Raw genomic sequence first — 23510 nt, forward strand, 5'->3', positions numbered from 1 at the left:
GCCACTTACCCCGGACCGGACCCGTCCGCCTGTCGGGCCGCCCTGGCCTGCGCCTTGCGGCGGGCCTCTTCGGCGTCCAGGCGTCCTGCCTCGGCAAGCGACGGGGCGCCCCCACCCAGCCGGTGTGGCACCCAGAACTCCCCTGCCGGGTGGGTGCCGTATTCGTCCTGCACTCGTTCGAGCAGGTGTTGCATGCGCGAGTGCAGCAGGGTGGTCAGATCCGCGGCGGGCAGCGTCGGCTCGATCGGTTCGCCAACCGTGATGAAGATCGGCACCTTGGGCCGCCACATCTTCTTCGGATGGTCCTTGGTCCAGATTCGCTGGGCGCCCCAGACGATGTGCGGGACGATCGGCACGCCCGCGGCGATCGCCATCCGGGCCGCACCGGACTTGAATTCCTTGATCTCGAAGCTACGGCTGATCGTCGCCTCGGGATACACCCCGACGAACTCGCCGGCCTTCAGCCGCTGGCAGGCCACGTCGAACGATTCCGCACCATGCTCTCGGTCGACGGGGATGTGACGCAGGCTGCGCATGATTGGGCCGGTGATCTTGTTGTCGAAGACTTCCTTCTTGGCCATGAACCGCACTTTTCGACCCAGATGTTGCTGGTAGGCGGGAAGTCCGGCGAAGGTGAAGTCGAAATAACTGGTGTGGTTGATGGCGATGACGGCGCCGCCGGTCTTCGGCAGGTTTTCGACGCCCGAGACCGTGAAGGTCAGTCCTTGGGCCCACCAGGTCAGCCGCGCCAACTGGATAACGGTGCCGTATACCGGTTCCACAAGCGCCAAGCCTAGTGCTCCCGAGTACGGGTCCGGCGGCGAAGGCCTGGGTTACCTCGTCTGAGACAGTTCGAGGGTGAGTTCTCCGTCCGGTTCACCGCCAGTACCCGGCGTCGTTTCGCGGATCGCCGCGGGCCGGCCGGTCCGTGCGGTCTGGCTCAACGAGCTCGGCGCACTCACCTTCCGCATCGAGTGCGGCGGGGACGGCACCGAGTACGTCAAGACCGGACCAGGTGAATTCGCCGCGGAAGCGGACCGCTTGGCCTGGGCGAGCCGGTACACACCGGTGCCACGGGTGCTGGGGTACGGCAGCGACTGGCTGCACACCGCTGGACTTCCCGGCGAGTCTGCGGTGCACCCGCACTGGGTCGCCCGGCCGCAGCAGGCGGCCAGGGCAATCGGAGCCGGCCTCCGGATGTTGCACGACCGATTACCCGTCGCGTCCTGCCCGTGGGTACGCACCGATTTCGAGGACGCGCCGCCCGTGGACCGGCTGGTGGTCTGTCACGGCGATGCCTGCGCGCCCAATACCCTGATCGACGCGGACGGCCGCTTCTGCGGGCACGTCGACCTCGGCGCATTGGGGGTCGCCGACCGGTGGGCCGACCTCGCGGTGGCCACGCTGTCGCTCGGCTGGAATTACCCCGGCCTCCGGGAGGAGGACCTGCTAGAGGCGTATGGCATCGAACCCGATGCCATACGCATCGACTACTACCGGCGGTCGTGGCAGACCCCCGACCACCTCGGCGGCTAAGCTCGGTAGGGCAGCTCCACCGTCTGGAAAGGTCATCTGTGCAGGTCACGAGCGTTGGGCACGCCGGGTTCCGGATCGAAACCCGGGCCGGCAGCATCCTGTGCGATCCGTGGGTGAACCCCGCGTACTTCGCGTCGTGGTTCCCGTTCCCGGATAACAGCACGCTGGACTGGGACGCCCTGGGTGACTGCGACTATCTGTATGTCTCCCACCTGCACAAGGACCACTTCGACCCGGAGAACCTGCGCAGACACGTCAACAAAGACGCCGTGGTGCTGCTCCCGGATTTCCCGGTGCCCGATCTGCGTCGTGAGTTGGAGAAGCTCGGCTTCCATACGTTCTTCGAGACCACCGACTCGCATCGGCACACCGTCAGCGGGCCCAAGGGCGATCTGGAGCTGATGATCATCGCGCTGCGCGCACCGGCCGACGGCCCGATCGGCGACTCCGGGCTGGTGGTGACCGACGGCGAGACAGTCGCCTTCAACATGAACGATGCCCGGCCCGTTGACCTCGACGTGCTGGCCGAGGAATTCGGCCCGGTCGACGTGCACATGCTGCAATACTCCGGCGCCATCTGGTATCCGATGGTCTACGACATGCCGGCGCGGGCCAAGGAAGCGTTCGGCATCCAGAAGCGGCAGCGCCAGATGGACCGCTGCCGGCAGTACATCGCGCAGGTCGGCGCGACATGGGTGGTGCCGTCGGCCGGGCCGCCCTGCTTCCTGGATCCGGCGTTGCGGGATCTGAACGACGACCACGGCGACCCGGCCAACATCTTTCCCGACCAGATGGTGTTCCTGGAACAGATGCGCGCCGGAGGCCAGCACGGCGGGTTGCTGATGATTCCCGGTTCGACGGCCGATTTCGCTGGGGCAGAACTGAAGTCGCTTGTTCACCCGGCGCCGGTCGAGGAAGTCGAAGCGATCTTCACCACCGGCAAGGCGGCATACATCGAGGCCTACGCCCAGCGGATGGCACCGGTACTGGCGGCCGAGAAGGCCGGCTGGGCGCCTGCCGAAGGCGAACCACTACTGGAGCCGTTGCGCGCGCTGTTCGAACCGATCATGATCCAGACCGACCAGATCTGCGACGGGATCGGCTATCCGGTGGAGCTGCGGCTCGGCAGCGAAACTGTAGTGCTGGACTTCCCGAAACGGGTTGTGCGCGAAGCTATCCCGGACGAGAAGTTTCGCTACGGCTTCGGGATCGCCCCCGAGCTGGTGCGCACCGTGGTGCGTGACAACGAGCCGGACTGGGTCAACACCATCTTCCTGTCCACCCGCTTCACCGCGTGGCGGGTGGGCGGTTACAACGAGTATCTGTACACCTTCTTCAAATGCCTGACCGACGAGCGAATCGCCTACGCCGACGGCTGGTTCGCCGAGGCGCATGACGATTCCGCGTCGATCACGCTGGACGGCTGGGAGATTCAGCGCCGGTGCCCGCATCTCAAGGCAGATCTGTCGAAGTTCGGGGTGATCGACGGCTCGACGCTGACGTGCAACCTGCACGGCTGGCAGTGGAACCTGAACAACGGCCGGTGCCTGACATCCAAGGGTCACGAACTGCGATCGGCCAAGCTGTGAGCGAGCCCGTCACGCAGCAGTACGACGACGGCCTGGTGCAGTTGGACCGGCATGCGATCACCCTGCGGCGCTACCATTTTCCGTCCGGGACAGCAAAGGTGATCCCGCTGCGGACGGTGACCGGATACCAGACCGAGCCGCTGGGCATCTTCATGCAACGATTCCGCATCTGGGGCAGCTCGGATCTGCGTCGCTGGTTACCGCTCGACATCCGGCGGCCGCTGAAATCGACCCTCGTGACACTCCAGATCGCGGGCGCCAAACCGAGTCCCGCGTTCACCCCCGAACGACCCAAGGAATTCCTGGCCGTGCTCGACAGTTTGTTGGAGAAGTAGCCACCAGGACGTGTGCTGACCTGCGCCGAGCGCCGTCACGATGGCGGTTGTACGCAGTACGTCCGCGGCGGCTGCGGGTAGGCGATGGGCTTCGCGTCTGCGCCGCAAAGTGATTCGTCGCTTTTACCATCGACCCGCTTAGCGACGAGAACCGCGAACTCGGCGGAACAGTCGGCGGGTTTGAACACCCAACTCCCGGTGTCGACCGTGTAGCACTGGCCCTGCTTCAGATTCGGGATGAAGCAGTAGGCGATCGACCCGTTGGACATGCTGGCGTACAACGACTTCGCGGAGCCAACCGGCTGACCGTCTGGGCATTCGTTTGTCTCACTACGAGAGGCCAATTCGTCGACGGCCGCGGGGTCAGCACAGTCGATGGCGATGAGATCGTTCGGTGTACCAGCGGCCGCCATATCGGCGCACTCGCCCACCTCGATTGCCGATTTCGCCTCTGTGACAACGCGGCCGGCGGCGCTGACCACCGTGACACCCAGGAGCAGTATCCCGATGACCAGCAAAATCGCCCCGGTCCGGCCATGGGTTGACGTTCGCGTCGGGGGCGCGCCTGTCCACGGCAGTGGCCCGGCGGGATAGGGCTGCGGCGGAGGGTAATAGCCATGTGGTGGCTGATAGCCCTGATGGGACGGATACTCCGGCTGCCACGGCGGTGGCCACGGAGGCTGCGGCGGGTGCGATGGCCACGGTGGTTGCGGCGGGTGCAGCGGCGCCCGCCTCTTGGCGCGTGCCCCTCGAATCAGATACACGACGCCGAGGACCACCAGCACGACCCCCGCCAGCGGGGCCGCCAGATGTGCGGCCGCACGGCCGGCGCCTTCCGCGTCGGCCAGATAGATCACTGCGGTCGCTAGCTCACTCGACACCGGCTCTGTCCCCACCGGATTCACCTTACAAAGTGCTGCCCAGGAACGGCCGAGCTTGGCAGAAGTCTTCCCGGCATCCTATTGCGGTCTGCGTGCAACGGCCTTACTGTATCCAATCGTGGCACCATCACAGGAGAAACAACCCAGAGAATCCGAGAAACTGCCCATATTGGATACAGTGAAGCCATCCAAGGCGCAGGAGATCCACGCCGTACTGCGGGAGCAGATCGTCTCGGGGCTGTTGGCACCCGGCCGCCGGATCGTCCAGGAGAACATCGCGGCCGAGTTCTCGGTCAGCCGTATCCCGGCCCGCGAGGCACTACACCTGCTGGCCGCGGAGGGCCTGATCACCATCGAGCCCGACGTCGGCGCCCGGGTGGCCCCGTTGAATCCCGAAGAGCTGCGCGAGGTTTACCTCATGCGAGAAGCGCTCGAGCCCATCACGGTCGCCGCGAGCGTGCCTTTCTTGACCGCTGAAGATCTGGAGCGCCTCAGTGAGCTCGTCGACGAAGGCGACGCGTTGGCCGCCGAGGGCGACATCGCCGGCTACCTGCGGATGGATGCCGAGTTCCACGATCTGATGTCGATGCGCAGCGGCATGACCCGGATCCAACGCGAGATTCACCGGCTGAAGGAAGCCAACCGACAGTTCCGCGGTGTCTACTCGCTGCTGCCCGCCAGCCTTCCGCAATCCAACATCGAGCACCGCAACCTGGTCGAGGCGTGTGAGCGCCGGGCCGCCGAAGACGCTGCCGACCTGCACCGCGTCCACATCCGGCGCACCCGACTAACCTTGGACAATCATCCCGAATGGCTCCAGACCGCAGGGGCACCCGGATCCCAGAGAATCGACGCCACCCAGTGACCGCGTCGATCGAGGCGACAGTCGACCAAGCCTGGTTGCGTTTCCAAGACCGGTTCGTCGCCGAGACACCGCGGTCGCGGGCACTGACCGAACGCGCCAAGGCCGTCCTCCCCGGCGGCAGCACCAGGACCGTCGGCTGGTTCGCCCCCTACCCCATGGTGTTCGAAAGAGGAAGCGGACCTTACCTTTTCGATGCGGACGGCCGCGAGTACATCGACCTGTTCTGCAACGGGCTCAGCCTCATTCACGGCCACGCATATGCCCCTGTGGTCGAGGTGGCCGAGCGGGTGCTGCGGTCGGGGACCGCGTGGCCCGGCACCTCGGAACATCAGATCGCCTTCGCCGAACTGCTGTCGAGCCGCATCCCCAGCCACGGCCTGGTCAGGTTCGCCAACACCGGCACCGAAGCGAGCATGCTCGCCGTCAAACTGGCCCGAGCCTTCACCGGACGCCAGTCGGTACTCAAAACGTGGGCCGGCTATCACGGCTCCTACGACGTGCTCGAGGCCGGCCTCCACGGCCAGGGCGAGGACCCGGGCCGGGCCAGACTCGGCGTCTTCAACGACCTGGCGAGCTTCGAACGGGCCTTCGCCGAACACGGCACTGAGATCGCCGCCGTGATCCTGGAATCGGTGATGTACACCGGCGTGGTCACCGCCGCAGACCGCGAATTCCTGATCGGTGCACAGGAACTCGCACATCGCAACGGAGCGTTGTTCATCCTCGACGACTGCCTGATGTTCCGGCTCGCCGAGGGCGGCTCGGCGCAGCACTTCGGAGTCGAAGCCGACCTGACAATGCTCGGCAAGTTCATCGGCGGCGGAACACCCGTCGGGGCGGTGGTCGGCAGGCCCGACATCGTCGGCCGGTTGGATCCGAACCGGACCGACCGCGTCTATCACGGCGGCTCGTTCAACGGCAACGTGCTGGGGACCGCGTGCGGCACGGTGGCCGTGCGCGATCTGACGGCATCGGTGATCGCGGCGATGGAGCGACGCGCACTGAACATCCGGGCGGCCCTGGAAGCTGCCGCAGTGAAACTCGGTCTGCCACTGGTGACCACGGGCATCGGTAGTGCGTTCGGCGTCTATCTGTCCGCGACGGTGCCCAGCCCGACGGGGCCCCGCCAGGACCTGGCGATGTCGCGGCTGTTTCACCTCGCCGCCATCCGCCGCGGCGTGCTGATCGGCGACGGCAACGAGTTCGCCCTGTCCTCCGTGGTCGACGACGACGTCACCACCGACGCCATCCACCGCCTGACCACAGCCCTCGACGACGTCGCCAACGAACTCAACATTCTCAATTAGACGGGAAAAACCATGGCGATAGCCAGATTCGCCGCCGCGACCGGCGGTAGTTACAGCGACGCCGTCGCGGTGAGCGGCCCCGGGCGCTGGATACACGTCTCGGGCCAGGTGGGTTTCGGCCCGGCTGGCACCGTCACCGGCACACTCTACGAACAAACGCACCGCTGTTTCGATCACCTCGAAACAGCGCTGGTCACTGCCGGTGGCGCCCTGACCGACACCGTCCGGATCACCGCCTACCTCGTCGGCCTCGACGACTACCCGGAGTTCGCCACAGCGCGAGCTGAACGCTTCGGCGATCATCCCCCGGCCAGCGCCGCCGTCGGGGTGTCCCAACTGCTCTTCAGCGCCCGCGTCGAGATCGACGCCGTCGCCTTCCTGCCCGACTAACCCATGGAGGCCTCGATGCCCGTACGAATCACCGTCGACATCGGCGGCACCTGTACCGACCTGGTGGTGTCGGGGGTGGGCGACCAGATCACCGTCGGTAAAGCGCTGACCACCTTCGATACCCCCGAAGGTGGTCTGTGGGAAGCACTTTCGGATGCCGCGCGGCAGCTGGAGCTGGCCCCCGAGGAACTCCTGGCGCAAACCGAGCTGTTCGTCTACTCCACGACCAGGGCCACCAACGCCATCCTGGAGGGCACCACCTCGCGAACCGCGTTACTGGTCACCGAGGGTTTTCGCGATCTGCTGGTCCGCAAGGAGGGCGGCCGGCTGCGGCCCTACGACTTCGCCACACCGTTCCCGAAACCGTACATCCCCCGCCACCTCACCTTCGAAGTGCCCGAGCGCATCGCCGCGACGGGCGCAGTGGTGCGGCCGCTGACGGAGCCGGCCGCCGACGCCGTCGTCGCCCAGATCGCGCGCGCCGGCGTGGAAGCTGTTGCCATTGCGCTGGTCTGGTCGATCGTCAACCCCGAACACGAGGAGCTGCTGGCACACCGGATTCAAGCCGGGCTGCCTGAGATCGCAGTGTCGGTGTCCCATCGCCTCAACCCGGTCATCCGCGAATTCCGGCGCGCCTCGTCGGTCTCGCTCGACGCCTCACTGAAGCCGCTGATGCAACGCCACCTCAAGGCGATCGAGGACTGGTTGCGCAGCGTCGGGTATCACGGGCGACTGGTCGCGGCGACGTCGCTGGGCGGTGTCCTGTTCTTCGAGGACATCATCGAGCGACCGATCTATCTGGCGAAATCTGGCCCCGCCCTGGCGCCGATGGCCGGCCTCGCGTACTCCGCGGCCGAAGTCGGCCCTGACGTCAAGGACGGGCACGACATCGTCGTCTGCGACACCGGCGGGACCAGTTTCGATGTCAGCCTGGTCCGCGGTGGCCGACCCGTAGTCACCCGCGAAACCTGGCTCGGGGAAACGCATACCGGTCATCTGACCGGGCTCGCGTCGCTGGACGTCCGCAGTGTCGGCGCCGGCGGCGGCTCCATCGCCAGAATCGCCGCGGGTGGTCTGCTGCAGGTGGGGCCGCGTAGCGCCGGCTCCGACCCAGGGCCGGCCTGCTACGGCCTCGGTGGCGTGGAGCCGACAGTCACCGACGCCGCGGCGGTGCTCGGCTACCTCGACGCGGAATCGTTCCTGGGCGGGCGGGTCCGGCTGAACATCGCCGCCGCCCACGACGCGGTCGGCAAGCTCGGCGAGCAGATCGGGCTGAACCCGACTCGCACCGCCGCGGCGATCCTCACCGTCGCCGGGGAACGGATGGCCGACGCCATCCGCGAGATCACCATCAACCAGGGGGTGGATCCGCGGGAGGCGGTCATCGTCGCAGGCGGCGGCGCCGCGGGCATGACGATCGTGCCCATCATCGAGGCGATCGGGTGCAGCCGGGTGCTGATCCCGCCCACCGCCGGTGCGCTCAGCGCGGCCGGGGCACACTTCTCCGACGTGCTGCGCGAATTCACCCGCAGCTACCCCACCACATCGGCCGCTTTCGACCACGCCGGCGTGCTGGCCGCCAAACGCGAACTGGATGCGCGGGCCCGCGCCTTCGGGGACCGCCTCGACGGCACCGGCGTCATCGGATTCGAATGGGACTACGTCGTCGAAGCCCGCTACGCAGAACAGATTTGGGATCTGGAGGTGCCGTTCGACGACGAGCTGCTCAATGCCCCGGATGTCGAGCGACAACTGCGCAGCGCGTTCGACGCCGAGCACCATCGGATCTTCACCGTGTCCGATCCGACGGAGACAGTGGAGTTCCTGGCGTGGAAGATCCGCGCCCGCGGGATACTGCACCACCCCGACATCGTCGCCGCACCCCCTACCCGGCCCGCCCCGGGCCGGCGCCGCGCCGCGGTGTTCGACGACCACACCGTCGACACCCCTGTGCTCGACCGCGGCGATCTCACCCCGGGACAGTCGACAGCCGGACCCCTGCTGGTCCAGCTCGCCACCACGACCATCGTCGTACCGCCACGCTGGACTCTGCAGATCAGCGACCGCGGCAGCTTCATCCTGAGCAAGGAGAACTCGTGACGGAGCTCATCGAAACCCCTACCGAAAACCCCACTGAGAAGATCGATTTCGACCCGGTCCTGCTGCCAGTGCTGGCCGGTCGGTTCGAGACGATCGTGCGCGAGATGACGAACACCCTGTTCCGAACCGGCCGATCCTCGGTGTTGAACATGGCCCGCGATTTCTCCTGCTGCATCGTGACCGCCGACAACGAGCTTCTGGCCTGCGCCGAAGGGCTGCAGGTGCACGTCCTGGGCGCGGGAATGCAGACCGAATCGATGACCAGGCTGCACCCCGAGCTCGCCCCCGGCGACGCCTACCTGCACAACGACCCGTTCCTCGGCAATACCCACACCGCGGACCACACCATCCTGGTACCGGTGTTCTACGGCGGACAACATCTGTTCACCGCGGCTGCCAAGGCCCACCAGGGCGACTGCGGTAACGCGGAACCGACCACGTATATGGCGTTCGCCGAGGACATCTACGCCGAGGGCGGGCTGAACTTCCCCTGCGTGGCGATCCAGCGGGACTACTCCGACGTCGAAGACATCATCAGGATGTGCCGGCGCCGAATCCGGGTGCCCGACATCTGGTATGGCGACTACCTTGCGACGCTCGGCGCCGCCAGGGTCGGCGAACGCCGCATCATCGAACTGGTCGACAAGTACGGCCCCGAGACAGTTCAGCAGTTCGTCACCGAGTGGCTGAACTACTCGGAACGGTCGATGGCGGCCGCGATCGCCCGGCTACCCGAGCGGCAGCTGACCGCCTCGAGCACGCATGACCCGATCGACTGCGCGCCCGAGGGCATCCCGATCACCGTGAAGCTCGATATCAAGCCCGCCGACGGCAAGATCGTGGTCGACCTGCGCGACAACCCGGACTGTATTCCGGCGGGGTTCAACCTCTCCCAGGCCACGGCCACCAGCGGTGCCATCATCGGGATCCTCAACGCCATCCCCGAGGATGTGCCCCGCAACTCCGGCGCCTTCCGGCGGATCGAGGTCGAACTGCGCGAGGGCTGCATCGTCGGAATACCACCCGAGCCGATGTCCACCTCGCTGGCCACCACCAATGTGCTTGAGCGCGTCATCAATCCGGTGCAACGCGCCTTCGCCCAGCTGGGTTTCGGACACGGTCTCGCCGAGGGTGGCGGAGCCTGCGGCGCCGGGTTCGCGGTGATCAGCGGCGTGGACCGGCGAAACGACACCGACCGGCCGTACGTCAACCAGCTCGTCGTCGGCTCGAACGGCGGACCGGGCACACCCACCTGCGACGGCTGGGTGACCTACTGCATGCCCGACGCCGCCATGGTGGTCTACAGCGACAGCGTCGAGGTGCTCGAACAGCGATTCCCGATGCGGGTCAGCCACATCCGCCTGCTGACCGACAGCGGCGGCGCGGGACAGTTCCGCGGTGCGCCCGCCACCGAAGTCGCCTTCGGCCCGACCGACACCGACATGACGGTCTACTATTTCGCCGACTTCGCCCAGCACCCCGCCCTCGGTGTGCTCGGTGGGGCGCCGGGCAGTCCGGTCACGTTGCGACGCGATAACGCCGACGGGAGTTCTGTCGACCTCGACCCGATCGGCGACACCACACTGGGAGCCGGCGACATCGTGGTCGGGGCGGAAGCCGGCGGCGGCGGGTACGGCGACCCGTACCTGCGCGACCCCGCATTGGTACTCGACGACGTCGTCGAAGGCTGGATCAGCGCAGACTCGGCCGCCGGCAGTTACGGCGTCGCACTCATCCGCGACGCGGACGGCCACTACCGCGTGAACGAAGAAGCAACCCGAACCCTCAGAGCCAGGAGTCCGCGATGACCACTGCCAAACCCGCGAATACCGAACCCACTCAACCTGATTCGAGCGAGGCAGCGGACGGCCAGCTGAACCAGTTCGGCTACAAGCAGGAACTCTCGCGCGCCCTCGGCAAGTTCTCCTCCTTCGCGGTGTCGTTCAGCGGGGTCGGTATCTCGGCCGGCATCTTCATCACCCTGCCGGTGATCTGGGCGAGTTCGGGCACCATGGGGATCTGGTCCTGGTTGCCCTCGAGTGTCGGCGCCCTGCTCGTCGGTCTCATCTTCGCCGATCTGGTCGGCAGGCTGCCCATCGCCGGTTACGCCTACCAGTGGTCCAGCAGGTTGACGAACAAGCCAATCGGCTGGATGACCGGGGTCGTCGGCTTTATGGGATTCGGGATCGGCTCTGCCGGAACGATATACGGGGTAACACCGTACTTCCTGTCCATCCTGGGCATCGAGACCACACGGAACTCCAACGTCGTCGGTGGCATCGTGTTGACGGCCGTCGTCTGTGCCGTGCTGATCGTCGGCACCCGGTTCGCTGCCTGGGTGAACAACGTGGCGGTCTTCGTGGAGGTGCTGTGCGGCATCGTCGCCGCCGTCGTGCTGTTGATCGTCGCCGTCGTTCGGCATCCCCAACCGGTGTCGGTGCTGTTCCAGGCCGCGCCGGGAACCGAAGGCCAGCCCTACGGCTACGCGTTCCTGCTGGCCTTCCTGCTCGGCGCATTCCTCTACGCGGGCTGGGAATTGCCGGCTGACATGGCCGAGGAGACCAAGGACGCCCCCAACACCGCCGCCCGCACGATGCTGTGGTCGATCGGTGCGGTCGCGATCTCGGGCATCGTCATGGTGGTCGCCTTCAGTTACGCCTCACCCGGCCTGGCGGAGACCCTACAGTCCGCCACCCCCGCGCTGTCCGTCGTCGAGTACCAGTTCGGCCAGACCGTCGCCGAGGTCTACAACGCGCTGCTGCTGGTCACGTTCTTCGCCGTCGCGTTGCTGATCACCGCCGGCGCCACCCGACTGCTGTTCTCCATGGCCCGCGACGGGTTGCCGCCGGGCTCATCGCTGTTCAAGAAGGTCAACTCGCGTAAGACCCCCGCTGCGGCGACGATCTGCGTCGGCGTGTTCGCCATCGTCATGTTCACTGTGCCGCAGCTCTATTCGGCGAATGTGCAGAACACCATCTTCGGGACCGCATCGGTGGGCTACAACCTGGTGTACACACTGGTGGCGGCGATCTTCCTGTACAAAGCGTACAAAGGCGAGCTGCCGCAGAGCTTCGGGAAGTTCTCCCTGGGCCGGTGGGCCAAGCCGGTCGCTCTTGTCGCTTTCCTGTGGCAGCTGTTCGTCGTAGGCACGCTGACGTTCCCGTCGGCCAATCACCAGACTGCCTGGACCGCTGTGATTTTCATCGGACTGGGGGGGATCTGGTACCTGGTGTGGATCCTGCCGCGGAGCCGACGCGCCGCAGCAGTGACCGCGTGAGCACCGCCGGCGCCGAACAGCCGCTGTGGTCACCGGAGCAGGGCTGCGGGGCACCGAGCAATCTGGAGTCCTTCATCGACCACCTCCGTGTCACCAGAGGGCTGGACATCAGTGACTACCAAGGTCTGTGGGAGTGGTCGGTCGCAGAGATCGCCGAGTTCTGGGCGGCCATCTGGGAGTATTTCGATCTGGATTGCGTCAGCGGCTACGACGAGGTCCTGTCAGTAGACGCGCTGCCCGGGGCGCAGTGGTTTTCCGGGGCGCGGATCAACTTCGCCGACCATCTGCTACGCGGCGGATCTCGGGCCACCCCTGCGGTGATCGTGGTCGACGAGTCCGGTAACACGACCACGCTGACGTGGGATGAGTTGCGCCAGAAGGTGTCCGCGTTGGCCACTGCCCTCGACGGGCTCGGTGTCGCCGCCGGTGATGTCGTCGCGGGTTACCTGCCCAACAGCGCAGAGGCGGTCATCGCTTTCCTGGCCGCCGCGTCGTTGGGGGCGGTGTGGTCGGTGGTGGGCTTGGACTACGCGGCTCCCGCTGTCGTCGACCGGTTCGCCCAGCTTCGCCCTACAGTGTTGATCGCCGCCACCGGGTACCGCTACAACGGCGTGCTGCACGACCGCGCCGACGCGATCGACACCCTGGCGTCAGCGCTGGCCGACAGCGTGATCGCCACGGTTGTCGTCGGGCGCGAAGGGTGTCGCCTGCCCGCGACGCGGGTGCTGCAATGGGATGACCTGACGGTCCCGTCGCCGAATCCCGTCACACCCCTCGTCGTGGACTTCGATCACCCGTTGTGGGTGTTGTTCACCTCGGGTACGACCGGGATTCCCAAGGGCCTGGTGCACAGTCACGGAGGCATCCTCGTCGAGATGCTCAAACAGCTTGCGCTGCACTGGGATGTCACAGCTTCCGATCGCGTCTTCTGGTACACCTCGACGAGTTGGGTGATGTGGAACCTGCAGGTCTCCACCCTTCTGTTGGGCGGCAGCATCGTCTGCTACGACGGGTCGCCCACCTATCCTGACGTCGCCGCCATGTGGCGATTGGTCGCCGCCCACCAGGTGACCTTCTTCGGCACCAGCCCGGGATATCTCCACGCCAGCGCCAAGGCCGGACTGACACCGGGTACCGACTTCGACCTCACGGCGCTGCGGGCGCTGGGCTGTACCGGTTCACCGCTGGCTCCCGATGTGCACCGCTGGGCCCTGGAACACGTTGGCAAAAAACCAGTCTGGTCGATGAGTGGGGGCACCGATGTGGCCAGCGCGTTCGCCGGTGGCGCGCCGAACGCGCCGGTCTGGGCAGGCGAGCTGTCCACCCGCTGCCTGGCCGTCGCCGCACAGTCCTGGGACGAGCGGGGCACCCCCGTGGCCGCCGGCGAGGTCGGCGAACTCGTCATCACCCGGCCGATGCCGAGCATGCCGATCCGGCTGTGGAACGACACCACCGGCGAGCGCTACCGCACCACCTACTTCGGCATGTTTCCCGACGCCTGGCGCCAGGGCGACTGGGTGACCATCACCGCGCGGGGCTCGGTCGTCATTCACGGCCGCTCCGACGCCACCCTCAACCGCAACGGTATCCGGATGGGCAGCGCCGACATCTACGCCGCGGTCGAGACCTTCCCGCAGGTGACGGAATCCCTTGTGGTCGGGGTGGATCGGACCGACGGCAGCTACTGGATGCCACTGTTCGTGACATTGGCGCCGCAGTGCCATCTCGACGAATCCCTGATAGCGCAGATGAAGCTCGCCATCGGGCAGCGAGCCTCCCCACGGCATATCCCCGACGACATCATCGCAGTCCGCGGCATCCCCCACACCCGCACCGGCAAGAAGCTGGAAGTCCCCGTCAAACGGATGCTGCAGGGCGCGGCGGCTGCGGCGGTGGTGTCCCCGGACGCCGTCGACGATGCCTCATTGTTCGACGATTTCGCCGAGATCGCCAGGACCGCCGGACAATCACCTCAGCGGGTGGCCACTTTCTGACGCAACTCGGAGAAGGCGTCGGACTCGGTATCGTAGACGCGGACGATGGCTTCGTCACCGGACTGCAGGAACGTCGACTCCCCCAGCGCGGTGTAGCGCGTCGCACCGATACCGATCAGCACGTTCTTCGGGTGCCCGGCCGCCGCCATCAGCGCACCGACATCCTCCAACGGCGTTTCCGCAGAACCCTTCTGGTTGGCCAGCCGCTCGACGATCCAGTCCAGCAGCACCTCGCCGTAGTACGAGTAACCGAGTAGCGGGCTGTCGACGCCGTATTCGTGCACCTGACCGTCAGCGGTCTGGAGATGACAGACCAGCCGCAGCGTGGCGGTCGGGCCGTCGGGGGTCAGATCGCTGATGTCGAAGAACTCACGGGCAACACCCTTCGACGCCGGTCCCCAGTTCTTCTTATGGCTGATCTTCGGCGCACCGGGGCGGCGGATCGAGCAGTCGTTGAAGGCGCCGAGCGCGAACGGTTCCAGCGAGGCGACCGTGTCACCGGACCACGCAACCTTGCAGGCCAGCCCGACCTCTGGCTCGATCTGCAGGTTCAGCGGCTCGTCGCTCTCGGGCAGGATGATCGCGTCGGAGGACAACGGGAATTCACCGAGGAAGCTGTCGGATCCGGGCGCGTACCAGGGGAAGATTCCCTTGGGGGCAACACCTTCCGATGCGACGTTCACGAAATCGACTGCCTCGCCGGCCTGTTCGAGATGTCCGGCGAAGTTACCGGCAACTCCGAAGCCGAACCACGAATGCAGTTCGTCGAGGTCGATGTCGATCATGGCTCCAGCACCTCCGTGCCGACGTAGGGAACCAGCGCCTCCGGCACCTTGACGCTGCCATCGGGTTGCTGGTGGTTCTCCAGAATCGCCACCAGCCAGCGGGTGGTGCCGAGTGTGCCGTTCAGTGTCGCGGCGATCTGCGGTTTGCCGTTCTCGTCGCGGTAGCGGGTGGCCAGCCGCCGCGCCTGGAACGTGCTGCAGTTCGATGTCGAGGTCAGCTCGCGGTAGGTCTGCTGGGTGGGTACCCACGCCTCGCAGTCGAACTTCCTGGCCGCCGACGACCCGAGATCACCGGCGGCGACATCGATGACCCGGTAGGGAACGTCGATGCGGGCCAACATCTCTCGCTGCCAGCCGAGCAGCCGCTGATGCTCGGCCTGGGCCTCCTCGGGCTTGCAGTAGACGAAGGCTTCGACCTTGTCGAACTGGTGCACCCGAATGATGCCCCTGGTGTCCTTGCCGTAGCTGCCCGCCTCGCGGCGAAAACACGATGACCACCCCGCATAGCGCATCGGCCCGGCCGACAGGTCGAGGATTTCACCGGAGTGGTAACCCGCCAGCGGCACCTCCGAGGTCCCGACCAGGTACAGATCGTCGTCGTCCAGATGGTAGACCTCGTCGGCGTGGGCACCGAGAAAGCCTGTGCCGGCCATGATCTCGGGCCGAACCAGCACTGGCGGGATCATCAGGGTGAAGCCGGCTTCAGTGGCCAGCCGAACCGCCAGCTGTAGCAGCCCGAGCTGGAGCAGCGCACCGCGGCCGGTCAGGAAGTAGAACCGCGAGCCCGACACCTTGGCGCCGCGCTCCATATCGATCAGGTGCAGCGCCTCACCGAGCTCGAGGTGATCCTTCGGATTCTCGATCACCGGCGGGTGGCCGACGGTGTCCAGGACGACGAAATCGTCCTCGCCGCCTGCGGGCACACCGTCGATGATGACGTTGGAGATCGCCAGGTGGGCCGCGGTGAACGCCGCCTCGGCCTCAGCCTGCTGAACCTCGGCCGCCTTGACGCCGGCCGCGAGTTCTTTGGCGCGCGCCAGCACCGCCGGTCTGTCCTCAGGCGAGGCGGCGCCGACCTCGCGGCTCACGCCCTTCTGCTCGGCGCGCAGGGTATCGGCAGTGGAGATGGCAGCCCGACGCGCCGTGTCGGCGGACAGCAGCGCATCGACGAGGGCTGGATCCTCGCCACGACTGGTCTGCGAGCGGCGGACAGCATCGGGGTCTTCCCTGAGCAACTTCAGGTCGATCACGGCGAGAACACTACCTACCTCGGGTTGGCCCGGACTCGCCGAACATCTCGAGGTAGCCGCCGCGCTCGAACATCCGCGCGGTGTCGATGGCATTCGGTGCCCCGCCGGTCGGATCGGCACCGGCATCGACCAGCACTCGGACCACGTCGTCCGCGCCCTTGAACACCGCGCCGGCCAGGGGCGACTGGCCCCGGTCGTTGACCCGGTTCACGTCGGCGCCGCGGTCGGCCAGTGTCCGGACGGTGTCGGCATGACCGTGGTAGGCGGCCAGCATGACCAGTGTGTCCCCCGCGGCGTTGGTCAGATCGACGGGCGCTCCGGCGTCGAGGTAGGCCGCCAGGGAGATCGCCTCCCCGGCCCGGGCCATCTCGAAGAGCCGCTGGGCGAGGCCGAGCACCTCGTCGTCCAGATCGTCAACCGGATCCGTCATGAGCACCAACGTAGCTCCGGACCAGCGCCACTACAGCACAACCACGTAACGTTACAACTGCATCACTTGTCACAGCACCGGACACGCCTGTCACAATGGAGCCGATGTTGGACGCACCTGAGAAGGCCGAATCCGTCGACGACCAGCCCGAGCGCCGGCCTGAACGGTTCTCTTGGCTGCGCACTCTCCGGGCCACGTCCACGCGCCGCGCGCTGCTGCTGACCGCACTCGGCGGGCTGTTGATCGCCGGCATCATCACCGCGATTCCGGTCAACGGAACCCAGAGCGGTCTGGTGGCGTATCTGGAGCCCAAAAAGGGTGTCGGCACCGGCGGTGGCAGCAACCAGACCTTCGATCAGGCCGAGGCCGGGAAGTGCCTGAACTGGACCGGTAAGGACCCCGACGGCGCCACACTCGTGGACTGCAAGGACGACCACCGCTTCGAGGTCGCCGAAGCGGTGGACATGCGCACCTTCCCCGGCGCCGAGTACGGCCCCGACGCCGCGCCGCCCTCGCCGGCCCGAATCCAGCAGATCACCCAGGAGCAGTGCCAGGCCGCCGTGCGGCAGTACCTCGGCCCGAAATTCGACCCCAACAGCCGGTTCGTCGTCAGCATGCTCTGGTCAGGCGACAAAGCGTGGCGCCAGTCCGGCGAACGGCGGATCCTGTGCGGACTCCAGTTGGCCGGCCCCGACGGCCAGCAGCTGCCGTTCAAGGGCAAGGTAGCCGATATCGACCAGTCCAAAGTGTGGCCCGCAGGAACCTGCGTCGGGATCGATCCCGCCAGTAACCAACCGACCGACACACCGGTGGACTGTGCCGCGCCGCACGCCATGGAGGTCACCGGCGCGGTGAACCTGGCCGAGAAGTTCCCGGGCGGTCTGCCCGCGGAACCAGACCAGGATGCGTTCATCAAGGACAGCTGCACCAAGATGACCGACGCCTATCTGGCACCAGTCCAGCTGCGGGCCACGACGCTGACATTGACCTACAACACGATCTCGCTGCCCAGCTGGGCAGCGGGCAGCCACCAGGTGGCCTGCAGTATCGGCGCGACGCTGGGTAACGGCGGCTGGGCCACCCTGCTCAACAGCGCCAAGGGCCCGGTGCTGATCAACGGCCAGCCGCCGGTCGCACCGCCGGACATCCCGCAGGAGCGGCTCAACATGCCGCCGATCCCGCTGCCCGATCCGTCGTCTGCGCAGCAGCCCTCCTACGACTCGACGTACGACTCGTCGGGTTCCGGATCCTCGTCCTCGTCCTCGTCCTCATCCTCGTCGTCGTCGTCGTCGTCGAGCCAGACCGGCAGCAACCAGCATCTGCCGGGCCAGCCCTCCACCAGTGCCACCACTTCGGTGGCCCCGACGACCGGGCAGAGCGTGCCTCCGACGCAGGGCAATACGTTCAACCCGCTGCCGCCCGGCGCACCGCCTGCGCCGGTGGATCCCCTCGCGCCGCCGCCCGCCGATGCACCGCCGCCCGCTGATGCACCGCCGCCCGCCGGCGGACCGCCGATGGAAGCACCGATACCCGGCCCAGCGCCGGGCCCGGTCATCCTGCCGCCCCCGGCCTGATCGGCATGGCGGTTCAGATGAGCCCGCAGAAGTTCGACGAGCTGGTCTCCGACGCACTCGACCAGATTCCGCAGCGTCTTGCCGCGGCGATCGACAATGTCGTCATCCTGGTCGAGGCCCGGCACCCCGAAGAGCCCAGCCTGCTGGGTCTGTACGAAGGCATCGCGCTGACCGAGCGCGACTCCTTCTATGCGGGTTCACTGCCGGACGCGATCACCATCTACCGTGACGCGATTCTCGATATCTGTGACAGCGAGGAACAGGTGGTCGAAGAGGTCACGATCACCGTGGTCCACGAGATCGCCCACCACTTCGGTATCGGCGACGACCGCCTGCACGAACTCGGCTGGGCCTGACTTCCGTGGCGCGGCGCCACCGGATTGTCCGCCGGCAGTGGTAGGAACGGCCCATGGGCGTGCGGTGTCGGGAGTGCGAGGCAGGGCTGCAACACTGCCACGGCACTCTCATCCGGCATGCGCTGTGGCGCAGCGAGTGCACCGATGAGGACTGCACCACCCCCGAGGTGATCGTGCACACCCTCGTCATCGACTGCGATGTCGTCGGGTGCGAATGCACTCAGCCCATCGGGTCCGATGCGGCCTTCACGTCCTCGACCGGATCGGCGGCCCGCTCGGGATAGAACGGCGGCGACTGCGAGCCCCAGTGCAGGCAGCTCCATCGCCCGTCGGTGATCGGCGCCAGCACCACCGACTCCGTGTTGGCCAGATGGTGCTCCAGCGCGAAATGTGCTTCGACGCCGCCGAGGATCGCGCCGACCAACCGGATCGCAGCGCCGTGGCTGACGACGACGATATCGCTGGTCCAATCATGGTCGTCGAGATAGCGCATCCGCAGATCGGTCAGCACCGGCACATACCGCTCGAGCACCTCGGTCCCGGACTCCCCGCCCGGCATCGACACGTCCAGGTCGCCGTCGTGCCAGCGCCGGTAGACACGATCGAATTCTTCCACCGCCGCGTCGTCGTTGCGATTGTCCAGATCACCGACTTGCACCTCGTAGATGCCGTCCAGCTCATGGGTGGGCACGTTGAGCTCGGCACCGATCTCCCCAGCCGTCTGCAGCGCCCTGGTGGCAACCGAGTGGGCCAGCAGTCCGGGCGCCTGGGCGACGCCCCTGGCGAATGTCCTGGCCTGTTCGCGGCCCTGCGGCGTCAACTCGGCACCCGGCGGGCGGGTGTCGAGCCGCTTGTCCACGTTGCCGTACGACTGCCCGTGCCGGACCAGTACCAACCGCCCGCTCATGACTTTGCCTCACCGTCCGCGCCTGGGGCCGAATCCATCGGCCACGATCCGAGATACCGCACTGCAGTACAACGCCGGTCGAGCGCCTCGAGTGCCTCCGCGACCGGTTCGTCGTCGAGATGGCCCGCGAAGTCGAGGAAAAAGACGTATGTGCCCAGCTCGACGCGGGTCGGCCGGGATTCGATGCGGGTCAGGTCGATATCCCGGACGGCGAACTCGTTCAGCGCGCCGACCAGGGCACCCGGCACGTTGGCCAGGCGCAGCACCACCGATGTCCGGTCGGCTCCGGTTCGCGCCGGCGCGGGCGCCGGCCGGCCGACGAGGACGAACCGGGTGCGCGCATTGGGTTCGTCGACCACCCCGTCCGCGAGTGTCGGCAGAGCGTAGATCTGCGCGGCCAGCGCGGTACTCACCCCCGCGTCGGCCCGGCCGGCCACGACGTCTTCGGCGGCACCGGCATTGGAGATCGCCGGCACGACGGTGGCGTGCGGCAGGTGCTCGCTCAGCCAGCGCCGCACCTGGGCCGCCGCGACCGGGAAGGCGGCGACTGTCCGGACGTCGTCAGCTGTCGTGCCTGGTGCGACGACGATGCTGAACGCCACATCAAGGGTCAATTCGGCGAAGATCTGGAGTTCGGGGTCGACCGCGAGGCTGTCGAGCGTCGGCAGGACCGACCCGTCGATGGAGTTCTCGATCGGCACGCAGGCGTAGTCGGCAGCGCCGCTGCGCACTGCCGCCAGCGCGGCCGGTGTGCTGTCGGTCGGTTTCTCGTCGCACTCGGTGCGGATGTCGCCGGGGATCAGGCCGGCGCGCGACATGTCGATCAGCGCCGCTTGCGAGAAGGTCCCCCGGGGACCCAGGTAGGCGATGGAGACCACAGCCAACCCTAGCCGGACGCCGATGCAGAACGACGCCGATGCAGAACAAGGTACGAGTGATGCAGAGATGCCCGGCAGTGGTCCAGTGGAACGCCTTGCGCAGCCGACGCAGACTTAGTTAAGTTAGGCTTACCTCAGTTACAGACTCCTCACCCGAATCAGGCGGAAGGTCACTCCTATGTCATTGGCGACGCTGCACGGACCCACGACAGCTGAGCGGATCCGCAGCGCCTGCGTGCGTGCCGGCAGTGCGATCCTGGCGCTGGAAGGTTCGGAGCCCGAGACCACCGCTGTGCACCACCTATTGGCCGACGGTTCGTTCGCGATCACCGTGCCGTCCATCGGGGTGGCCGCCGCCACTGTCGTCAGCTCCGGCCATGCCGGCGTCCAAGCGGTGCTCGAGCTGACCGACTATGCGCCGCTGCCCCTGCGGGAACCCGTGCGCTCGCTGGTGTGGATCCGCGGCCGGCTCTACCCGGTGCCGTCGTCCTCCGTGCGAGAGGTGCTCGACCTCGTCGCCATCGAGAACCCCAATCCCGCTCTGCTGCAAGTGGGTTCGGACTACACCCTGCTTCGGCTGGAGATCGAATCGGTGGTGGTCGCAGACGCGACCGGAGCCGAATCGGTGGGCGTCAGCACCCTGCTCGAGGCGCAGCCGGACCCGTTCTGCGCCATGGAGACCTGCTGGCTGCGCCATATCGACGCCGACCACCACGACATGGTGGACCGCCTGGCCTCCAAGCTGCCGGGCCAGCTGCGCCGCGGACGGGTCCGCCCGCTGGGCCTGGACCGTTACGGGGTGCGGCTGCGGGTCGAGGGGGAAGACGGCGATCACGACGTCCGGCTGCCCTTCGGTAAGCCGGTCGACGACGTTCATGGTTTGAGCCAGGCGATCCGCATTCTGATGGGCTGCCCGTTCGTGAACGGACTGCGCGCCCGACGAACCTGATCGGGCTGCCGCTACCGTGGCGGGGTGACACGGCCGGTCGATCCGCATCCTGGCGGGCTGCCCCCGCCCGAGCGGCGGGCGATGCGCATCGAGATCGTCGTCGTCCTGGCGGTCACGTTCGGGATGAGCGCGGTGACGGCGACGCTGCAGCTGATCGATTTCGTGCTGCGCGGTCTGGCCGGCCAGCGCGTCGCCCTGAATCCGCGCCGCTCCTATTACGACCTGATCGACCTCGGCCTGAACCTGGCGTTCATCGTGCAACTCGTCGCCTGGGGCGGGCTCGCCGTCTACCTGTTATGGCGCACCGGGTTGAGCCCGGCCCGTATCGGTTTGCGACGGTTTCGCGTGAAACCAGACCTCCTCGGCGGCCTGGGTCTGGCCGCGCTGATCGGCATCCCCGGCCTCGGCCTCTACCTCGTCGCGCGGTACCTGGGCTTCAGCGCCGAGGTCGTCCCGACCGAGCTGACCGACTCGTGGTGGCGGGTACCAGTGCTGATCCTGTCCGCGTTCGCCAACGGCTGGGCCGAGGAAGTCGTCGTCGTCGGCTATCTGCTGACCCGGCTCGACCAACTCCAGGTGAGTCGTACCAAGGCGCTGATCTGGTCGAGCGTGCTGCGCGGCAGCTATCACCTCTATCAAGGGTTCGGCGCCGGAGTCGGCAATCTGGCAATGGGCCTGGTGTTCGGTTACACCTGGCGGCGCAGCGGCCGGCTGTGGCCGCTGATCATCGCGCACGGCGTCATCGACACCGTCGCATTCGTCGGCTACGCGCTGCTGGCGCAGCGCCTGGGCTGGGCGACACCGACCAAGCCGACGTGAGCCTGGCACTGTCGGCCAGCGCGTAAATTGTCCTGGTGAATGACGATCGGCGGGTCCCGCCCGGGGATCCCCGCTCCCGTCGGCCCGAGCCAGCCTCGGAGCCGACGCAGTTCATTCGCCGCGATCCGGCCTACCGGCCACAGACCGGCCGGCCGGCGCCACCCCCGCCACGGCATCCGCAGGCGCAACCGCTGCCGCCACCTCCGCAACGCCGACCGCCGCCCCCACCACCACCACCTCGTCGGCCACCACCACCTCGTCGGCCGCCGCCCGCGGCGCTTCCTGCCCAACCCGTCGCACCACCGCGGCCATCGGTCCGCACCAAGCGACGCCGTCCGCCTGTGCTGCGCATCCTGTTCACCATGCTGCTGGTGGTGGTTCTGGCTCTCGCCGGGACCACCTACTGGATCGAGCATTCGCTGCACCACACCGCTGCGCTGGCGGATTATCCGGACCGTCCCGCAGCAGGCCAGGGGACCACTTGGCTACTTGTCGGGTCCGACAGCCGGGCCGGCCTGACCGAAGCGCAGCAAGCCGAGCTGAGCACCGGCGGCGATCTCGGCAACGGCCGCACCGACACGATCCTGCTGGTGCACGTGCCCGGCGTCGGGTCCAGCACCCCCACCACGATGGTGTCCATCCCCCGCGACTCGTACGTGCCGATACCCGGCCACGGCGAAGACAAGATCAACGCGGCCTTCGCCATCGGTGGTGCGCCGCTACTGGCCCGGACTGTCGAACAAGCGACGGGACTGCGGCTCGACCATTACGCCGAAGTCGGCTTCGACGGTTTCGCCGTTCTGGTCGACGCGCTCGGCGGCGTGACCGCATGCCCTGCCGACCCGATCGACGACCCCCTCGCCGGCATCGACCTGCCCGCCGGCTGCCAGACGCTGGACGGGCGCAGCGCGCTGGGGTACGTCCGCTCTCGCGCCACCCCCCGCGCCGATCTCGACCGGATGACCAACCAGCGTCGGTTCATGGCCGATCTCCTGAGCAGGGCCACCAGTCCGGCGGTCTGGCTCAACCCGTGGCACTGGTATTCGGTGCCGCATGCCGCCGTGGATGCACTCACCGTGAACGACGGCGACCATGTCTGGGACCTGGCTCGACTGGGTTGGGCCCTGCACGGAAACACCACCGCCATTACAGTGCCGATCGGCGAATTCACCACCGGTGACGTGGGTTCGGTCGTCGTATGGGACCACTCCGCCGCCGGCCAACTGTTCGAGGCACTGGCCGCCGACCGACCGGTGCCGCAGGCCGCGCTGGACGCCCAGCCGTAGGC

At 67.2% G+C, this 23510-nt stretch carries 23 protein-coding genes; 16 read left to right on the plus strand and 7 right to left on the minus strand.

Annotation, left to right across the window (positions count from 1 at the left end; genetic code table 11):
* Window positions 1-5: 5 nt before the first annotated feature.
* Window positions 6-782: a lysophospholipid acyltransferase family protein gene (locus H7J73_RS09045; protein WP_264067113.1), complete on the minus strand. Its 777-nt coding sequence runs from the start codon at window positions 780-782 to the stop codon at window positions 6-8.
* A 76-nt stretch (window positions 783-858) separates the two neighbouring features.
* On the opposite strand from H7J73_RS09045, the gene H7J73_RS09050 reads away from it, so the two are divergent.
* From H7J73_RS09050 to H7J73_RS09060, 3 genes are read left to right on the plus strand one after another with little or no spacing between them, the layout of a single operon-like run.
* Window positions 859-1536 (plus strand): aminoglycoside 3'-phosphotransferase, encoded by a 678-nt coding sequence (locus tag H7J73_RS09050; RefSeq protein WP_264066983.1) that lies wholly within the window; start codon window positions 859-861, stop codon window positions 1534-1536.
* A gap of 38 nt (window positions 1537-1574) precedes the next feature.
* Window positions 1575-3125, plus strand: coding sequence for an MBL fold metallo-hydrolase (locus tag H7J73_RS09055; RefSeq protein WP_264066984.1), 1551 nt, complete (start codon window positions 1575-1577; stop codon window positions 3123-3125).
* Window positions 3122-3460, plus strand: coding sequence for a hypothetical protein (locus H7J73_RS09060; RefSeq protein ID WP_264066985.1), 339 nt, complete (start codon window positions 3122-3124; stop codon window positions 3458-3460). The genes H7J73_RS09055 and H7J73_RS09060 overlap by 4 nt, the downstream gene beginning before the upstream one ends.
* A gap of 35 nt (window positions 3461-3495) precedes the next feature.
* Here H7J73_RS09060 and H7J73_RS09065 read toward each other — a convergent pair whose 3' ends face one another.
* Window positions 3496-4356 (minus strand): hypothetical protein, encoded by an 861-nt coding sequence (locus H7J73_RS09065; RefSeq protein ID WP_264066986.1) that lies wholly within the window; start codon window positions 4354-4356, stop codon window positions 3496-3498.
* Window positions 4357-4519: 163 nt separating this feature from the next.
* Here H7J73_RS09065 and H7J73_RS09070 point away from each other — a divergent pair, with 163 nt between their 5' ends.
* The 7 genes from H7J73_RS09070 to H7J73_RS09100 are packed head-to-tail and all read left to right on the plus strand — an operon-like array spanning window position 4520 to window position 14274.
* Window positions 4520-5206, plus strand: coding sequence for a GntR family transcriptional regulator (locus H7J73_RS09070; RefSeq protein ID WP_264066987.1), 687 nt, complete (start codon window positions 4520-4522; stop codon window positions 5204-5206).
* Window positions 5203-6513, plus strand: a complete 1311-nt coding sequence (locus H7J73_RS09075; RefSeq protein ID WP_264066988.1) for an aspartate aminotransferase family protein — start codon at window positions 5203-5205, stop codon at window positions 6511-6513. The genes H7J73_RS09070 and H7J73_RS09075 overlap by 4 nt, the downstream gene beginning before the upstream one ends.
* Window positions 6514-6525: 12 nt before the next feature.
* The gene (locus H7J73_RS09080; RefSeq protein ID WP_264066989.1) at window positions 6526-6903 is read left to right on the plus strand and encodes a RidA family protein; all 378 of its coding nucleotides are present in this window, start codon (window positions 6526-6528) and stop codon (window positions 6901-6903) included.
* Between the two features lie 15 nt (window positions 6904-6918).
* Window positions 6919-9003 (plus strand): hydantoinase/oxoprolinase family protein, encoded by a 2085-nt coding sequence (locus H7J73_RS09085; protein ID WP_264066990.1) that lies wholly within the window; start codon window positions 6919-6921, stop codon window positions 9001-9003.
* Complete coding sequence (locus H7J73_RS09090) at window positions 9000-10811, plus strand: hydantoinase B/oxoprolinase family protein (RefSeq protein WP_264066991.1); 1812 nt, start codon at window positions 9000-9002, stop codon at window positions 10809-10811. Before H7J73_RS09085 ends, H7J73_RS09090 begins: the two co-directional genes overlap by 4 nt.
* Window positions 10808-12280: an APC family permease gene (locus H7J73_RS09095; protein WP_264066992.1), complete on the plus strand. Its 1473-nt coding sequence runs from the start codon at window positions 10808-10810 to the stop codon at window positions 12278-12280. The genes H7J73_RS09090 and H7J73_RS09095 overlap by 4 nt, the downstream gene beginning before the upstream one ends.
* Window positions 12277-14274 (plus strand): acetoacetate--CoA ligase, encoded by a 1998-nt coding sequence (locus H7J73_RS09100; RefSeq protein WP_264066993.1) that lies wholly within the window; start codon window positions 12277-12279, stop codon window positions 14272-14274. The genes H7J73_RS09095 and H7J73_RS09100 overlap by 4 nt, the downstream gene beginning before the upstream one ends.
* Here the strand turns inward: H7J73_RS09100 and H7J73_RS09105 are convergent.
* From H7J73_RS09105 to H7J73_RS09115, 3 genes are read right to left on the minus strand one after another with little or no spacing between them, the layout of a single operon-like run.
* Complete coding sequence (locus H7J73_RS09105) at window positions 14253-15059, minus strand: DUF5718 family protein (RefSeq protein WP_264066994.1); 807 nt, start codon at window positions 15057-15059, stop codon at window positions 14253-14255. The genes H7J73_RS09100 and H7J73_RS09105 overlap by 22 nt on opposite strands.
* Window positions 15056-16309 carry a serine--tRNA ligase gene (gene serS, locus H7J73_RS09110; protein WP_264066995.1) on the minus strand — a complete coding sequence of 418 codons (1254 nt, stop codon included), beginning with the start codon at window positions 16307-16309 and terminating at the stop codon, window positions 15056-15058. The genes H7J73_RS09105 and serS overlap by 4 nt, the downstream gene beginning before the upstream one ends.
* Before the next feature lie 10 nt (window positions 16310-16319).
* Window positions 16320-16739, minus strand: a complete 420-nt coding sequence (locus H7J73_RS09115) for an ankyrin repeat domain-containing protein (RefSeq protein WP_264066996.1) — start codon at window positions 16737-16739, stop codon at window positions 16320-16322.
* A 95-nt stretch (window positions 16740-16834) separates the two neighbouring features.
* Between H7J73_RS09115 and H7J73_RS09120 the strand changes: the two genes are divergently transcribed.
* The 3 genes from H7J73_RS09120 to H7J73_RS09130 are packed head-to-tail and all read left to right on the plus strand — an operon-like array spanning window position 16835 to window position 18953.
* Entirely contained in the window at window positions 16835-18313 is a 1479-nt protein-coding gene (locus H7J73_RS09120) for a septum formation family protein (RefSeq protein WP_264066997.1), read from the plus strand.
* 5 nt (window positions 18314-18318) lie between these two features.
* Window positions 18319-18669 carry a metallopeptidase family protein gene (locus H7J73_RS09125; protein WP_264066998.1) on the plus strand — a complete coding sequence of 117 codons (351 nt, stop codon included), beginning with the start codon at window positions 18319-18321 and terminating at the stop codon, window positions 18667-18669.
* 53 nt (window positions 18670-18722) lie between these two features.
* The gene (locus H7J73_RS09130; protein ID WP_264066999.1) at window positions 18723-18953 is read left to right on the plus strand and encodes a hypothetical protein; all 231 of its coding nucleotides are present in this window, start codon (window positions 18723-18725) and stop codon (window positions 18951-18953) included.
* Here H7J73_RS09130 and H7J73_RS09135 read toward each other — a convergent pair.
* Together H7J73_RS09135 and pheA are read right to left on the minus strand one after the other, a co-directional pair.
* The gene (locus H7J73_RS09135; RefSeq protein WP_264067000.1) at window positions 18890-19576 is read right to left on the minus strand and encodes a histidine phosphatase family protein; all 687 of its coding nucleotides are present in this window, start codon (window positions 19574-19576) and stop codon (window positions 18890-18892) included. The genes H7J73_RS09130 and H7J73_RS09135 overlap by 64 nt on opposite strands.
* Complete coding sequence (pheA, locus tag H7J73_RS09140) at window positions 19573-20454, minus strand: prephenate dehydratase (RefSeq protein WP_264067001.1); 882 nt, start codon at window positions 20452-20454, stop codon at window positions 19573-19575. Before pheA ends, H7J73_RS09135 begins: the two co-directional genes overlap by 4 nt.
* Before the next feature lie 178 nt (window positions 20455-20632).
* On the opposite strand from pheA, the gene H7J73_RS09145 reads away from it, so the two are divergent.
* The 3 genes from H7J73_RS09145 (at window position 20633) to H7J73_RS09160 (ending at window position 23508) form a co-directional block, all read left to right on the plus strand.
* Window positions 20633-21403 carry a DUF2470 domain-containing protein gene (locus tag H7J73_RS09145; RefSeq protein WP_264067002.1) on the plus strand — a complete coding sequence of 257 codons (771 nt, stop codon included), beginning with the start codon at window positions 20633-20635 and terminating at the stop codon, window positions 21401-21403.
* A gap of 81 nt (window positions 21404-21484) precedes the next feature.
* Complete coding sequence (locus H7J73_RS09150) at window positions 21485-22222, plus strand: CPBP family intramembrane glutamic endopeptidase (protein ID WP_264067114.1); 738 nt, start codon at window positions 21485-21487, stop codon at window positions 22220-22222.
* 35 nt (window positions 22223-22257) lie between these two features.
* On the plus strand, window positions 22258-23508 hold the full coding sequence (locus tag H7J73_RS09160; RefSeq protein WP_435405452.1) for an LCP family protein: 1251 nt from the start codon (window positions 22258-22260) through the stop codon (window positions 23506-23508).
* Window positions 23509-23510: the final 2 nt, after the last annotated feature.

Source organism: Mycolicibacterium komossense (genome assembly GCF_025822605.1).
Taxonomy (GTDB): Bacteria; Actinomycetota; Actinomycetes; order Mycobacteriales; family Mycobacteriaceae; genus Mycobacterium; species Mycobacterium komossense.